Source organism: Kitasatospora sp. NEAU-CNBT7, assembly GCF_057220535.1.
On record NZ_JBXQQB010000038.1, the window covers coordinates 60564 to 75455 of the forward strand.

Annotated in this window: 6 protein-coding genes; 2 read left to right on the top strand and 4 right to left on the bottom strand. The window is 70.2% G+C overall.

What is annotated here, in order from left to right; all coding sequences use genetic code 11:
- A complete protein-coding gene (locus AC2TEW_RS33290; protein ID WP_484627001.1) occupies window positions 1-11097 on the bottom strand; it encodes a LamG-like jellyroll fold domain-containing protein in 11097 nt (3698 codons plus the stop codon).
- 168 nt (window positions 11098-11265) lie between these two features.
- Entirely contained in the window at window positions 11266-11766 is a 501-nt protein-coding gene (locus AC2TEW_RS33295) for a type 1 periplasmic-binding domain-containing protein (RefSeq protein ID WP_484627002.1), read from the bottom strand.
- A gap of 443 nt (window positions 11767-12209) precedes the next feature.
- On the opposite strand from AC2TEW_RS33295, the gene AC2TEW_RS33300 reads away from it, so the two are divergent.
- Complete coding sequence (locus tag AC2TEW_RS33300; protein WP_082526182.1) at window positions 12210-12395, top strand: PspC domain-containing protein; 186 nt, start codon at window positions 12210-12212, stop codon at window positions 12393-12395.
- Window positions 12396-12437: 42 nt separating this feature from the next.
- Here the strand turns inward: AC2TEW_RS33300 and AC2TEW_RS33305 are convergent, their stop codons facing one another.
- Both AC2TEW_RS33305 and AC2TEW_RS33310 read right to left on the bottom strand, forming a co-directional pair.
- Window positions 12438-12959 carry a hypothetical protein gene (locus AC2TEW_RS33305; RefSeq protein WP_484627003.1) on the bottom strand — a complete coding sequence of 174 codons (522 nt, stop codon included), beginning with the start codon at window positions 12957-12959 and terminating at the stop codon, window positions 12438-12440.
- 206 nt (window positions 12960-13165) lie between these two features.
- On the bottom strand, window positions 13166-14314 hold the full coding sequence (locus AC2TEW_RS33310) for an adenosine deaminase (protein WP_051811613.1): 1149 nt from the start codon (window positions 14312-14314) through the stop codon (window positions 13166-13168).
- 252 nt (window positions 14315-14566) lie between these two features.
- Between AC2TEW_RS33310 and AC2TEW_RS33315 the strand changes: the two genes are divergently transcribed.
- Window positions 14567-14782, top strand: coding sequence for a bacteriocin immunity protein (locus tag AC2TEW_RS33315; RefSeq protein WP_484626391.1), 216 nt, complete (start codon window positions 14567-14569; stop codon window positions 14780-14782).
- The last annotated feature ends 110 nt before the right edge of the window (window positions 14783-14892 follow it).

A 14892-nucleotide genomic window follows, 5' to 3' on the forward strand; every position in this document is an offset into this window, starting at 1 on the left:
TTACCTCAACCCTCCCGGGTATACTCCAGCCTTCTGGACTGCATTGATATACTCCGGCATCTTTGCGGTCATCTCTTCGATCGCCGCATCATATTTCGAACCAAACAGGTTGCGGACGTTGGATATATCCATCCCGAGAGCTTCGGTGAGTCTCCCCTGCCGCATGAGACCCATCTGGTGTGCTCGATGAAGCTTACCTGCGTGACTCGACCCCCAGCTCTCCGTCAGCAGGTGGTCGGCCTTGTCCATCTGAATGGCCAGACCCTGCCCCTCGGGAATGCCGAAGACCTCGGAATTTGCCTGGCTCGACGGCATGTGGTTGATCTCAGTCCCGGAGACGTTTCTGCCGGTCACCGGATCCTTCAGATCTTTGTACTGACCACCGCGATACGCATGTCCAGGCGGAGCAGTGTCACAGTTGTGGACCAGCACCGGCGTATCGCCAGCCAGCACATAGTACGTGTGAAGGTCACCGATGGTGAGGTCGTACGTGATGGTGTTGGCGTGGTAGAGCCGGACCTCGGTGACGTGGGCCTGGCCGGTGGGGGTCTGGAGGACGTCGCCGGGCTTGAGGTCCTTGGCGTCGACGAAGGACTGCTGGGTCTCGTCGTAGAAGGGGTGGTGGAAGGTGGTCGTGAGTTCTGCGGCCTGCGCCGTGGCAGCCGGCTGCTCCGCTGCTGCGGCGGGTTGAGCCGGAGTCGAGGCCCAGAGTCCGATGGCTGCGGCGCTTGCTGCGAGGCCGAGAACCGCCTTGGACCAACGGCCTGCGCCGGTGCGCTTGTCGGTGGTCCTGTCTGCCGGGTTGCCGGCCGCGCCGTCGCTCGGGCCGTCCGCGCCCGGTGCGATCTTCAGGTCGACGTAGTCGTGGTCGGTCGTCGTGACGATGACGTTGGTCACCGTGTGGGTCTCGGTGCCCTCCTTACCGGGGACCGAGTTCGCGATCTGGTCGCCGATCTTGATCTCGTCGATGCGCTTGGTGGAGCTGTCCGCCATCAGCACCGGGGTGTTGCCGGTGAAGCTGTGGATCGGGCATGAGGTCGGCTCCGCCTCCTCCGTGCTCCCCTTGCCCTTGCCCTTGAGGCCGCCGAGACCGCCGAAGGCGCCGCCCATCTCCACTCCGTCGACCGCTCCGCTGACGCCGGCGCTGGCGGCGCCGCTCCAGGAGCAGTCGTTGCCACAGGTGAGGCCGTAGCCGACGGCGCCGGTCAGGCCGCCCGTCGCACCGCCGATGGCGGCTCCTTCGACCGCGCCGGTGACGAAGCCGGGGAGGATCTTGCCGAGCGCCGAGGAGGCGAGCTTGCCGCCGAAGGCTCCGCCGAGTGCTCCGCCGATGGCGCCACCGATGGCGCCGATGGCGATGGAGTTGCCGAAGGCCGCGCCGGAGCAGGCCCCGGGCTTGCCCTGGTAGCAGTCGACCGCCTGGCTGGCCGCTGCACCCGCCGCACCGGCGAGCGCCCCGCAGGCCGCCGCACCCGCGACCGCGCCGACACCGCCGGTGAGGGCGGCCGCGCCGGCCTCGCAGCCGAGGAAGACGCCGGCCGAGACGACGAACGAGGTGATCGCGGCCGCGTGGTCCTTGGCGTACTTGGTGACGGCCGCGGCCGTCTTCGCCTGGATCTCGTTGACCTTCTTGACCGCGGTGACGGCGGCCTTGGCCACGGTCTTGGTGGCTGCCACGGCGGTCTTGACGACGGCCTTGGTGACGGTGGCGGCCGCGTGGTAGGCGGTCTTCACGACGGCGACCGTCTTCTTGACGACCTTGGTGACCGTTTTGACGGTGTTGGTGTAGACGCGTCTCGCTGTCGCGTAGACCTTCCTGCCGACGTCGGCCACGGTGTGGACCACGGTGGTGACGGCGTGGACGACGGTCTGGACGACCTGCTGGGTGACCTGGGCGACGTAGTGGTAGGCCTGCTCCGCCTTCTCCTCGGCCCAGCTGGCGGCCGAGCTCACGTAGGAGGAGGCGGTGTTGTAGGCCGACGAGACGGTGTTGACGACGGCCGAGCCGACCTTCTTGGCGCCGCAGACGACGTCGTACCAGGAGCAGTGGCCGTCCGGGTCGGTGCCCGCGAGCGGGTTGTCGTTGACGTAGGCGAACGGGTTGGCGGAGACCGAGGTCGGCGCCGGGTTCAGTTCGACGGTGTCCTTGTTGAGGAACTGGCCGTTGCCGGGGTTGTACCAGCGCGAGCCCATGTTGACCTTGCTGGTGGCGTTGTCCGTCCAGCCGGACTGGAAGCCGAGCTGGCCGAGCAGACCGGAGGTACCGGTGACGTTGCCCATCGGGTCGTAGGACTGCGAACCGGTCAGCGTGGTCGAGCCGGTGCCGAACTGGCCGATCACGTCGTCGTGCTGGTCGGTCATCACCAGCCGCCCGGCCGAGGTGGCCCCGCCCGGCGTGTTGACGCCGACCAGGCCGTTGCCCGGGTCCCAGCTGTAGGTGTTGGTGCCGTCCGAGGCCAGCGAGTTGGAGCCGCCGGTGTACTGGAAGGTACGGATGCCGGAGACGGTGCCGGCCGACTTGATCACGCGGCCGGAGGCGTCGAGGTTGTACGTCTGGGTGCCCGCGACGATCTGCTGGCCGAAGGCGTCCGAGGCGTAGGTCACCGGCTGGCCGCCGACCGTGTCCTGGACCATCGTGCCGCGCGCGGAGTACCGGTAGGTGTGCTGCCCGTCGGAGGTCAGCTCATCGCGCTGGTCGTAGGTGAAGACGTTGGAGCCGACCTGGATCCGGTTGCCCGAGGCGTCGTAGCCGTAGGCGGTGTTGGTGGTGCCGTTGTTCCAGGAGGTGAGGCGGTTGGCCCAGTCGTAGCCGTAGGTGTTGTTGGAGGCCCCCGCGACACCGGTGGTGTTCTTGGAGGTGAGGTTGCCGCTCACGTCGTAGCCGTAGGCGACGGACGCGAGGGTCGAGGTGCCCTTCTTGAGGGTGTCGCTGGTGAGCCGGTGCCGGCTGTCGTAGCCGAAGGTCCGGTCCTGCCCGGCGGCCCCGTAGTTGATCGAGGTGGGCTGGGAGAGCGCGTTGTACCCGTAGGTCAGGGTGTTGCCGGTCAGCGGGTCGGACAGGGTCTGGAGCCGGCCCGCGTTGTCGTAGGTGTATCCGGTGGTGCCGGCCGCGTCGGTGCGCGAGCCGAGCAGGCCGTCCTTGGTGTAGGTGAAGCTGCTGCTGCCCGCCGATCCGGTGGCCGACAGCAGGTGGCCGCGGTCGTCGTAGCCGAAGGACTCGCTGGTGGCCGCCTGGTAGCCGGCCTGGCCGGCGGTACCGGCCACGGCGGTCTGCGCCGTGAGCACCTGGCCGAGCGAGTCGTAGGTGAACGACTTGGTCGCGGTCTCGACCTCGGCCCCGGAGCCGGACTGGGAGGTCACGTTGCCGGCGTCGTCGTAGGCCACCGTGTTCACCACGCCACCGGGCTGGTTCACCTTGGTGAGCTGCCCGAGCTGGTCGTAGGTGTAGGTGGTGGTGCCGTCGGCCGCGTTCGGGTAGGCCGTGGTGGCCGGGGCGATGCTGCTCTCGCGCATGCCCCAGGAGTTGTAGGTGTACTTCCAGGAGTTGTTGCGGCCGTCGGTGAACCGGGTGCGGTTGCCGTTGGCGTCGTAGCCGAACGAGGTGGTGATGGACGAGGATCCGGAGACCGGCTGGACCTCGTTGACCATCCGGCCGTTGGTGTCGTAGGTGAAGGTGGAGGCGTGGCCGGCCGCGTCGGTCACCGAGGTGACGTTGCCGGCGCTGTCGTAGCTGCGCGAGGTGAGTGCGAGCAGGGTGCTCGAGGCGTCGTACTGCTTGGCGTACGCCGGCAGGCCGAGCGCGTTGTAGTCCACCTCCGACCAGGTGCCGTCGGGGGCGGTGGTCTTCTGCGGCAGGCCCATGAAGTCGTAGGTCTGCCGGGTGACGTTGCCCACCGGGTCGGTGGTCGAGGTCGGCTCGCCCAGCCGGTCGTAGCCGTACGTGACGGTCCGACCGTCGGCCGAGGTCTGCGAGGAGAGGAAGGCGCCGTACGGGTTGCCGGTGGTGACGGCGTACGTGCTGGTGGCGGTGATGGTCTGGGCGACCGGGTAGCGCTCCAGCGTGGTGGAGGTGACCTGCCGGCCGAGCCAGTCGTACGTCGCCTGGCGGACCGCGCCGGACTCGTCGGTGACGGAGAGCTTCTCGCCGTTGGCGTCGTAGGTGTAGCGGCTGGACTTCCCGTCCGGGCCGGTGGCCTGGGCGAGCTGGCCGCGCTGGTCGAACAGGTAGCTGAAGTACTTGCCGTCGGCGCGGGTGTTGCGGACCACCTCGCCGGCGGCGTTGTACGTCTGGGTGGAGGTCGCCGTCAGCGGCGAACCGGCGCCCGGCGGGGTGTACTTCGGGTCGGTGGTGGAGGTCTGCTCGCCGTTGGCGTCGTAGGTGTGCTTCACCACGTTGCCGTTGGGGTCGAGCTCCTCGGTGACCTCGCCGTAGGTGTTGTAGCCGGTGAACGAGGTCGGCGAGGCCTGGACGGCGGTGCCGCCGACCTTCTCGACCGAGGTGGTCGGGGCCGAGGCCATGACCTGGTTGCCGGCCTCGTCGTAGTCGAAGTCGGTCTGCTCGCCGTTCGGGTCGAACAGCGTCTTCATCAGGCCGCGCTGGTCGTAGGCGTACCGGGTGGTCCGCTGGCCGGAGGAGCCGACGGTGCCGCCGGTGCGGCCGTTGGTGAACAGCGTCTGCGCCTCGGCCGCGGTGACCGCGCGCTGGTAGACCTGGACGTTGCCGATCTGGCCCTTGTCGAAGTCGAACGGCGCGCCGGTGAGCGGCTTGGACTGGCCGATGGTCAGTGCGCCGTTGCCCGTCCACGGGCTCGGGTTGGTACCCGATCCCGCGAGCGCGCCGTTGACGTACAGCTTCATCGAACCGTTCGAGGAGTCGAAGACGCCGACCAGGTGGGTCCAGGTGTTGAGCGCCACCGACGAGGAGCTCGCCGAGTAGTAGGCACTCGGGCTCTTCGAGTCCGAGCTGTTGGCGATGAACGACCAGCCGAGGTTCTTGTCGAACGAGAGGTAGAAGGACGGGACGTTGGTGCCGCCCTGCGTGACGAAGGAGTGCCAGGTGGTGTTGTCGGCGAGGTTGACCCAGGCCGAGACGGTGTAGGACGAGGTGGAGTTGAGCACCGGTCCGTTGGTGGACAGGGCCCCGCCCGTGCCGTCGAAGGAGGCCGCGCCGCCGGACCAGGTGACCGCGCCGGTGGCGGAGGCCGTGTAGCCGGTGCCGGAGGTGTCGGTGACGGTGGTGCCCGTGGTCTGGTCGAGCTTCCACCAGGCCTTGGGGTGGCCCGAGTCGTCCCCGTACAGGGTGCGGCTCAGGGCGCGGCCGGCGGTGTCGTAGGTGGTGGAGGTGGTGCGGTCCCAGCCCGAGGAGTCGTGCTGGTTGGTGGTGGCGACCAGGTCGTCCGGGGTGAAGGAGACGCTGGTGGTGCGGGCTGCACCGGTCGGGTCGACCGTGGTGGAGGTGGTCCGCGAGGCGGCGTCCACCTGGTACTGGGTGACGGTGGCGCCGTTCCCGGTGGTCTGCTGGGTCAGGTTGCCGGCCGCGTCGTAGACGTTGGACTGCAGGACGAAGCTCTTGGTGCCGGTCGAGTCGGTCTTGCTGATCGAGGCGGTCAGGCCGTCGTCGGTGTAGGTGTACGAGGTGGTGTTGCCCATCGCGTCGGTGACCGAGGCGAGCCTGCCCGCCGGGTCGTAGGCGCGGGAGGACTCGACCAGGGTGGTCGCCGGGGACGGGTTGTTGGGGTCGCCGGTGTAGTTGAGCAGGCTCTGGGTCAGCAGCTTGCCGCCCGAGTCGTAGCTGTAGGAGTGGACGTTGCCCGAGGCGTCGGTGTCCTGGACCAGGTTGCCGCTGGAGTCGTAGGCCATGTGGGTCGTACCGCCGTTGGCGTAGCCCGCGTTGGCGTTGCCGTCGGAGCGGCCGGACAGCTGGTCGTACTGGTTGTAGGTGGCGGTCAGCGTGCGCGGGGCGTCACCGCCGGTGGCGTCCGAGACGGTCTGCGAGGTGACGTTGCCGTCCACGTCGTAGACGGTGTCGGAGACGGCGGTGTGCACCGCGCCGGTCACCTGGTCGGTGATGGTCGGGCTGGTCTCCTTCACCACGTGGCCGAGGCCGTCGTACACGTACGCCGTGGTCAGACCGGTCGGGTAGCTGTCGGAGAAGTCCGTCTTGGCGGTCGGCCGGCCGAGGCCGTCGTAGGTGTAGGTGCTCTTCAGCCCCGACGCCATGGTGGTCGAGGCGATGTCTCCGTTGTGCAGGTAGGCGATGGTGGAGACGGCCCCGCCGGGCGAGGCGACCTTCACCGGCAGACCGGCAGGAACGTTTCCGCTGTCGGCGGCCGGGAAGGTGGCCGTCCCGTCGCTGAAGGTGGTCGTGCTGGTGCGGCCACCGGGGAAGCCGGCCACCGGCGGGGTGGTGACGGTGGTGCGGTTGCCGTTGGCGTCGTAGCCGTAGCTGGTCAGGTAGGTGGTGTCGCTCGCCGAGGCGGAGCGGCCGTCGCGCGAGGTCAGCAGGACGTCGTTGCGCGGGTCCGCCGTGGTGAGCGGCGCCGTGGTGGAGTCCGGGAAGTAGCTGAAGTAGCGGGTGGAACAGGTCCCGGCGGCCTGGTTCTGGCAGGCGGTGACGGAGACGGTGTTGCCGCGCACGTCATGACCGGTGGTGGTGACGTTGCCGTTGGGGTCGGTGACCGTGCGCATGTAGCCGCCGGTGTCGTACCCGTAGGAGGTCGTCCGGCCCTCGCCGTCCGTCTCCGACACCTCGCGGTAGCCGAAGCTCGCGTCGTACTTGTGGGTCAGGTTCTTCCCGCCGGGCTCGGTGACCGTGACCTGCTCGACCGGCAGCAGGCCGGTCGAGTTCCTGGCCGACTGGAAGTGCGAGGCCGCCTCGGCGGCCGACAGCTGCGAGCGGTAGAACGAGACGTCGGCGATGGAGCCGGGGAAGTAGCCGAGCGGGTTGCTGGGGGCGTTCCACCACTGCGAGGCCTCGCCGGCGCCGATGTAGACGTAGTCCGACGGGCTCGGCTGGAACGTTCCGGTGGAGTTGCCGACGGAGACGCCGTCGACGTACATCGTCAGCGTCGTGTTGCTGCCGGCGAGCACCACGTGGTGCCACTTGCCGTCGTTGACCGCGGTGTTGGCGGTGATCTGCGGCAGGCCCCAGAAGGCGCCGCGCAGCTTTCCGTCGGTGCCGACGTACAGCGAGGGAACCCAGCTGTTGGAGGTCGGGGACCCGCCGTTCACCGGCGCGCCGGCGTAGTCGAAGAGGGTGCCGCCCGCCGTGTTCCCGGCGGGCATGCTGAACCACATCTCGACCGAGTTCGGCCCGGTGGTGAGGTGGTCGGTGGCGGGCAGCTGCACGAAGGACGTGCTGCCGTCGAACTTGGCGGCGGTGGCGTCCGCGAACGGGCCGGTGGCGCCGAGCGTCACGTTGTTGTACGCGGCCTTGCCGAAGTTGACCTCGTCGACCGCGGTGCTGGCGCCCGCGGTGTCACCGAGCCGCCAGTAGCCGGCCGGCCCGGAGCCGAGCACGGACGAGCGGTAGACCTGGCTGGATCCGGCCACGGACGGCTTGCCGATCTTCCAGAGACCGCCGTTCTCGTCGGTGACCTGGGTGACCCGTGCCGCGTCGGTGTCGTACCCCACGGTGAGGAACTGCTTGCCGGACGGGCGGGTGATCCCGGTGAGCAGGCTGCCGGCCTGCTTGCCGGCCGCGTACTGGGCGGCGACCTGGGCGGCGGTCAGGCCCTTGGGGAAGGTGGCGACCTGGGCTATCGAGCCGTTGAAGTAGGTCGCGTACCCGGTGTTGTCGGTGGTGGAGTAGTGGTTCTCGTTCGGCCACGTACCGCCGAGGAAGCCGGCGCCGATGTAGGTGTGCCCCTGCAGTGCGCTGGTGTAGCCGCCGCTGCGGGAGATCATGCCGTTGAGGGTGGAGCCGGTCTGCTGGCCGTCCAGGTAGAGGCGCTGGGTGCTGCCGGAGCCCGCGAGCACCACCTGGTGCCAGTTGCCGTCGTTGACCGCGCTGTTGCTGGTCATCGGCGCGACACCGGAGGTGTTCCAGAACTCGGCGCGCAGCTTGCCCTGGTTGTCGAGGTAGATCGACGGGGTGTACTGGGCCAGGCTGGTGTTCTTGTCGATCGGCAGCGCCGAGTACGAGAACAGCACGCCGGGGGAGCTGCTCGTGGTCCTGAACCACATCGAGACCGTGTACTGGCTGGAGCTGCTGGCCAGGCTCTTGGGGATCTCGACGTAGGAGTTGGTCCCGTTGAAGGACGCCGCGGTGGCACCGCTGGCGGCCAGCGGGCCGCTCTGGCCGAGGGTCACGTTGCTGTAGGTCGGCTTGTCCGCGGCGTCGCTGGTGTTGACGGCGCTGGTCGCGGTGGTGGCACCGGCGGCCTCGGAGAACGGCCACAGGGCGGTGGGTGCGGAGTCGAGCACCTGGGTCTGGAACTGCGAGCCGGCGGTGTAGGTGTACTGGCTGCAGTTGGTGTAGTCGGTGGGCTGGCAGACCTTGGTGAGCTGGTCACCGGTGTAGCTGTACTGCCAGGTCTGTGCGGTGTTCCAGTCGGTGCCGGTGACCGGGTCGGTGAAGACGGTGGCCACGTGCGGGCTGCCGGCGCCGGCCGGGGTGTTCCAGGTCAGGTGCAGGGCGCGGCCGGAGACCGCGGAGGCGATCGCGGTGATCTGGCCGGAGGTCCAGGTCAGGTTGACCGCTCGGGCGTTGGCGTCGACGACGGAGGTGATGCCGTAGCCGCCCGAGCCGAGGCCCTGGGTGAACTTGTAGACCGTGGCGTTCTTGTCGGTCAGGGTGTAACCGCCGGTGACCGCACGCAGGCTGGCGAACCGGCCGCCCGGCGCGGAGTAGCTGCCGTCGGCGTTCTTGCCGAAGCCGACCTGGGAGCCGTCCGGGTAGCTGACCACCACACCGGTCTGGGTGCCGGAGGCGTTGGTGAGCTCGGTGGCCCGGGCGTCGAAGATGCTGGACCAGCCGGCGCCGAAGGCCCCGGTGGTGCGGTAGTCGCGGGAGTTGTAGTCACGGACGATCTCGACCGCCGGACCTGCGCCGGTGAGGTCCGCGTCGGTGACCGACTTGGTGAAGTTGCCGATCGCCGGGTTGAAGCCGCGGGCGTCGCCGTTCTGCGACAGCGAGGAGGTCAGGGCCGGCTGCGGCACCTGGACGCTGACGGCGGACCACGGGGCCGCGGCGGAGTAGAGCGAGCCGTCGTAGGCCTGGACGGACCAGTAGTACGTCTTGCCCCACTGGAGCTTGCCGGCCGGCACGGTCCAGCTGCCACTGCCGGTCAGGCCGGAGTCCACGACCAGGTTGGCGGCGGTGTCGTAGACGTAGAAGCGGTACTGCGGGTTGGTGGTCGCGTCGTCGTCGGCGAACGCCTGGAGTTCGGGGGTGAGCGTCTCGGTGGTGCCGCCGCTCTCCGGGAAGGTCGTGTCGACCTGCGGGGCGACGTTGCCGGTGTAGTCGTAGACGATCTTGGGCTCGATGCCGGGGTTGGCCATCGAACCGAACTGCTTCCAGTGCAGGTTGTCGTTGGTCGGCGCGTAGATCGCCACACCGTAGTCCGGCGTGGTCCCGTTGACCCAGTTCTGCACCGCCGCGTTGTCCAGCGACACGATCACCCAGTCACCGCCGGTCGGGCTGCCCGTGGTGTTGGCGCAGGCGTGCGAGACGGTCGGGGTGATGGTCCCGATCTGGCCGCCGGTGCTGGGGCCGGGGTAGCTCGTGGTGGTGCTGGGGTTCCAGGCCTGGGTGATCTGGGCGACCGACAGGGACTGCGGGGTGCAGGTCGAGGCCCAGATGTCGTAGAGCCACAGGTGGGCGGAGATCACCGAGACGCCGGAGCCGTCGAAGGCGTGGTACCAGTCCTGCTCGAAGGCCCGGGCGGAGTGGGTGCCGCTGTCGTAGGAACCGATCTTGATGGTCTGTTCCATCGAGTGGTCGACCTGCGGGATGTCCGAACCGGTCTCCACGTAGGTGGTGTTCGGGCGGTCCCAGATCGACGGGTCGACCGTGACCGGGAAGACCCGGGCCTTGTCGTGCAGCCAGCCCGCGTCCAGGGTCATCCGCAGCGCGGGCCTGCCGCCGTCGGTGATCAGCTCGTACGCCACCGCGTGGGTGGTGCCGCGGTCGCCGGAGACCGGGTCGACCTTGGAGTCGTAGGCGTACGCGGCCGGGATGGTCTCGACGGTCCTGCCGGAGGTGTCCAGCAGGTCGACGCCGCCCGCCTGGTTGAGCCTGGGGGTCAGGCCCTTGAGGTCGAGCGGGAACACCCAGGAGTTGCCGGCGGCCGCCGAGTGCAGGACCACCGACTCCTTGACGCCGGAGGGCATCGGGGAGAGCTGGAGATCGGTGTCCGGCAGGGCGCCCGGGTAGGTCACGGTGTCGCCGGCGGCGCTGCCCTCGACCGGGGCGGCGTCCTTGAGGCCGTAGCTGAGGCTGTGCTGGTCGTCGACCCCGAAGGTGGCGAGGGCGCCGTCGGCGGCGTGGGCGGCGAAGTCGACGCTGAGGGAGTTGGCGCTCTCGTGCCAGCGGCCGTCGCCGCGCTTGGCGACCTTGGTGTCCACGGGCTGCCAGGCGCCCGAGGGGTCGCGGTAGTTGGTGACGCCCTGGGAGACGCTGCGGCTGTAGGTGCCGTCCGCGTTCTCGTAGAAGTCCGAGTTGGCCGTGGACCGGCGGGGGTCGCGCTTGCTGGTGGCCGCGTTGAAGCCCTCGTGCTTGCCGCCGCTCGGGCCGGTCCTGACGTTGCGCCTCGGGGGCGCCGCCTCGTCCAGCTCGCCCTTGCCCTTGCCCGCGGCGTGTCCGGCGCCGCCGCCCGCGCGGGTCTGTGCGGCCGGTACCGCGTGGTCGCGGCCGGCTGCTGAGCCCGACTTCTGCTGCGGAACGGATCCCCATGACGGAGAGTCACCGGAGACCCAGGCGAAGAGGTCGCGGACCGGGGCCAGGGTGAACGGCGGCAGGGTCGCACCCTGCGCCATCGCCGCCTCCGTCGTCGGCATCAGGGCCATCGCGGTGAGCACGGTCAGCGCCAGTGCTCTCAGCAGGCGTCGACGAAGCTCCCGTCTGCGGCGGGAGGGACGGGGACGGCGGACGGGCATGGTGGACCCCAGGGAAGATCAACGAGATGGCTCGCGAATCCCACCGGAGTGATCCTTTGTCGACAAGATGACAGACGAACTCTTTACCTCGCGGGAGGAATTCTTTACCAACGCCCCTGACCTGCGAAAATAAGGACCGTGTAAGGACGGTCCGGCCGCCGCAGTCGATCAGCCCGCAGCCCGTGCCACCAGCTCGGACATCGCCCCGCGGACGTCCGCCGCCCGGTCGACGACGGTCAGGTTCCCCTCCGAGGGGCCCTCGTCGACCACCGCGAACCGCACCTTCGGGTTGGCCGGCGCCACCGCACGCACGGCCTGCACCTGCGGGTCGCCCACCGCGACCACCGTCGAGCACTTCTGCTGGACGAGGGTGTTGGCGAAGATCTCGGCCCGGCCCTCACTCGCCTCGCCGGTCACCTTGAGTGAGGACACCTGGACCCGCGACCGCGCCGATCCGTCCTGCATGCCCGCCCAGACCGGAGCCGCGGCCGGACCGGTCAGCCCCTGCCCGTCGACCAGCAGGCAGACCCGTGCGTCCAGGTACTCCCGGGCGCGGACCGGCAGCTTCTCCGGGCCGTCCTGCGGCAGCAGGGCCAGCGTCAGCACCGCCGCGACCAGCACCGCGCCGCCGGCTCCGACCAGCCACCAGATCCGCCGCCGCTCCATCATGACTCCCTGCCGTTCGCGGTCCGGCGCTCCGCCGGTCCCATGGAGCCGCGAGCATAGAGCAGGCCGCCACCCCGCCCGGCCGGGGCCCGTCCCGCCGACCGTCGCCCGCCCCTCGCGGCCTGCTCCCGGGCGGGCGGGAAGGGTGGACCGTCACGAACCGCCCCGGGCCGCCCGCCGCCCCGGCCGGACACCCGCGACCCGGTGCGGACGGTCCGTCAGAACCCTTCGCCCGGACCTCGGATCGGCTCCGACCGCGGCCGCGGTTCCGGCCGGGGGTAGGGGTCCGCCCCTGAGAAGTCCCTGATCCCGGGGCGTTCCGACCCGGGCAGAGTCGAGGGGCCGGGATCCGCATCGGGGCTGACGTCCGGCGCCGCCGGGGCGCGGAGGATGAGGACATGCCCACCGGAGAGACCGGCACCGGGCCGTACACCTCGGAGACCGTCATGAGCCGCCGCCTCGCCCGCCCCCGCCACAACCGCGTCATCGCCGGCGTCTGCGCCGGGCTCGCCGAGCGGTTCGGTCTCGCCCCGTGGACGGTACGGATCATCGCCCTGCTGTCGTGCCTGCTGCCCGGCCCGCAGTTCCTGCTCTACCTGGCGCTGTGGGTGGTGCTCCCCCAGGAGCCGTGACCGCACCCCGCGCCCGACCGCACGGCCGAGGGCGGACCGAAATCAGCCCGGCAGGCCGGGCAGGCCGGGAACGGCGCCCGCGCCGCCGCCGAGGCCGCTGACCGTGTTGACCACGCCGCCGACCGGGGTCTTGGACAGGCCCTGCCCACCGGGGACGGACTCCAGCCCGCCCACCCGGTCGGCGCCGGCGGAACGCATGCCATCGGCCATCGGGGCGTCCACGGCCGGCTCGGCGGCGGGCAGTTCGGTGGCAACGGGCTGGGCCGCGGGGGCCTGCGCGGCCGGGGCCTCGGCGGCGGGGGCCGGCTTGGCCGCCGGGGCCGGGTTCAGCGGGTTGGCGACACCCAGGGTGCCCACCGCCTCGGTCACCTCGCCGCCACCGGGCACCTTGGTGACCGCGCCGGTCGCCGCGCCGGTGGCGGCACCAGCCACCTCGGGGTTGGCCAGCGTGGTCGGGAGTCCGAGGCCGCCGGCAGCGGCAGCAGAGGCGGTACCCGCGGCGACGGCGGCGATCGCGACGCCGAGCGCAGCCGTACCGGCGGCCTTGAGAGTGGCCTGCTTCATGTGTTGGTCCTCGTCCTCGTCGGGCCGGCGCACAGGGCAGAAACCCCGAAGGGTCCGGCCGCTACGCCGTGTCAGAAGTGACTGACACACCGTAGTGACCGGACCCTTCGGGGACCAAAGAGGCGTCACTCGTCCGGGTTACGGCTCGAACGGGTGCCGCGGCGGGCCCGGTCGGGCCTGCGCCGCGGCGCCCGCGACGGCGTCCGTCAGCCGCGGGCCTGGAACAGCCACTCGGCCTTGAGCTCGGCGTAGCCCGGCTTGATCACGTCGTTGATCATGGCGAGGCGCTCGTCGAAGGGCAGGAACGCCGACTTCATCGCATTGACCGTGAACCACTCCATGTCGCCCAGCGTGTAGCCGAAGGCCTCGACCAGGTGGCCGAACTCCTGGCTCATGCTGGTGCCGCTCATCAGGCGGTTGTCGGTGTTGACGGTGACCCGGAACTTCAGCCGGCTGAGCAGCCCGATCGGGTGCTCGGCGTACGAGGACGCCGCCGCCGTCTGCAGGTTGGAGGTGGGGCACATCTCCAGCGGGACCCGCTTGTCCCGCACGTACGCGGCCAGCCGGCCGAGCTCGACCCGGCCGTCCTCGTGCACGGTGATGTCGTCGACGATCCGCACGCCGTGGCCGAGGCGGTCGGCACCGCAGCACTGCAGCGCCTCCCAGATCGACGGCAGGCCGAAGGCCTCGCCCGCGTGGATGGTGAAGTGGTTGTTCTCGCCCTTGAGGTAGTCGAAGGCGGCCTGGTGGCGGGTGGGCGGGTGGCCCGCCTCGGCGCCGGCGATGTCGAAGCCGACCACGCCCTGGTCGCGGTGGCGGTTGGCCAGCTCGGCGATCTCCTGCGAACGGGCGGCGTGCCGCATCGCGGTGATCAGGGTGCCGACCCGGATCCGGTGGCCGGCCGCGCGGGCGTTGGCCTCGCCGAGGCGGAAGCCCTCGTTGACGGCCTCGACGACCTCGTCCAGGGTGAGGCCGGCCTCCAGGTGCTGCTCGGGGGCGTAGCGGACCTCGGCGTACACGACGCCGTCGGCGGCCAGGTCCTCGGCGCAGTCGGCGGCGACCTTGATCAGGGCCTCGCGCGTCTGCATCACGGCGCAGGTGTGGGCGAAGGTCTCCAGGTAGCGGACCAGCGAGCCGGAGTCGGCGGCCTCGCGGAACCACACGCCGAGCTTGACCGGGTCGGTGGTCGGCAGGCCCTGGTAGCCGCAGGCGGCGGCCAGCTCGACGATGGTCTCGGGGCGGAGCCCGCCGTCCAGGTGGTCGTGCAGGAGCACCTTGGGGGCGCGGGCGATCTGGTCGGGCGTGGGAATGCGGGGGCCAGTGGTGCCCGCGGCGGCAGGGATGTGGGTCTCCATTGCGAGAGGGTAGCTCCTACGCGCGTAGATTTCCACCTCGGCGCGCCGTACGGCACCCGTCCGAACCGCGAACACCACCCCTGTGCCCAGGGCACCGGGCGCTTCGCCCACCACCGGCCGCGCGGCGGGCACCGGCGGCGCGGCCGCCCGCTCCGGCACCCGGCTGGTCGTGGTCCAGTGTCTAGGAGCTGTCCGGTCGATCATGTGACTGTCTAGGCTGACCCTCTTCTGGAAGGGGTGGCTGTGACGGTGATGGCTCGTGCAACGGCCGTTGCGTTGGTGCAGAAGATCATGGATGCGCACTATGCCGACGATGCCGAAACGTACGGCGTACTGGAGGCATTGGGTGAAGCCCTTGGCTGTCCGACCGGCTACGTAAGCGACTTGATCTTCTGGCCCACGGGACGGGAGCTGACAGCTGTCGAGGTCGTCGATCAGGCGCTGGAGTACCGGCCCTTCGCCCTGTGAGAGGGCTTCAAGCCCGCAGCCAGATGACCAGGGCGGCCGCGGTGACGGTGCCGAGGAAGACGTAGCCGCGCTTGTCGTAGCGGGTCGCGACGGCGCGGGAGTTCTTCAGC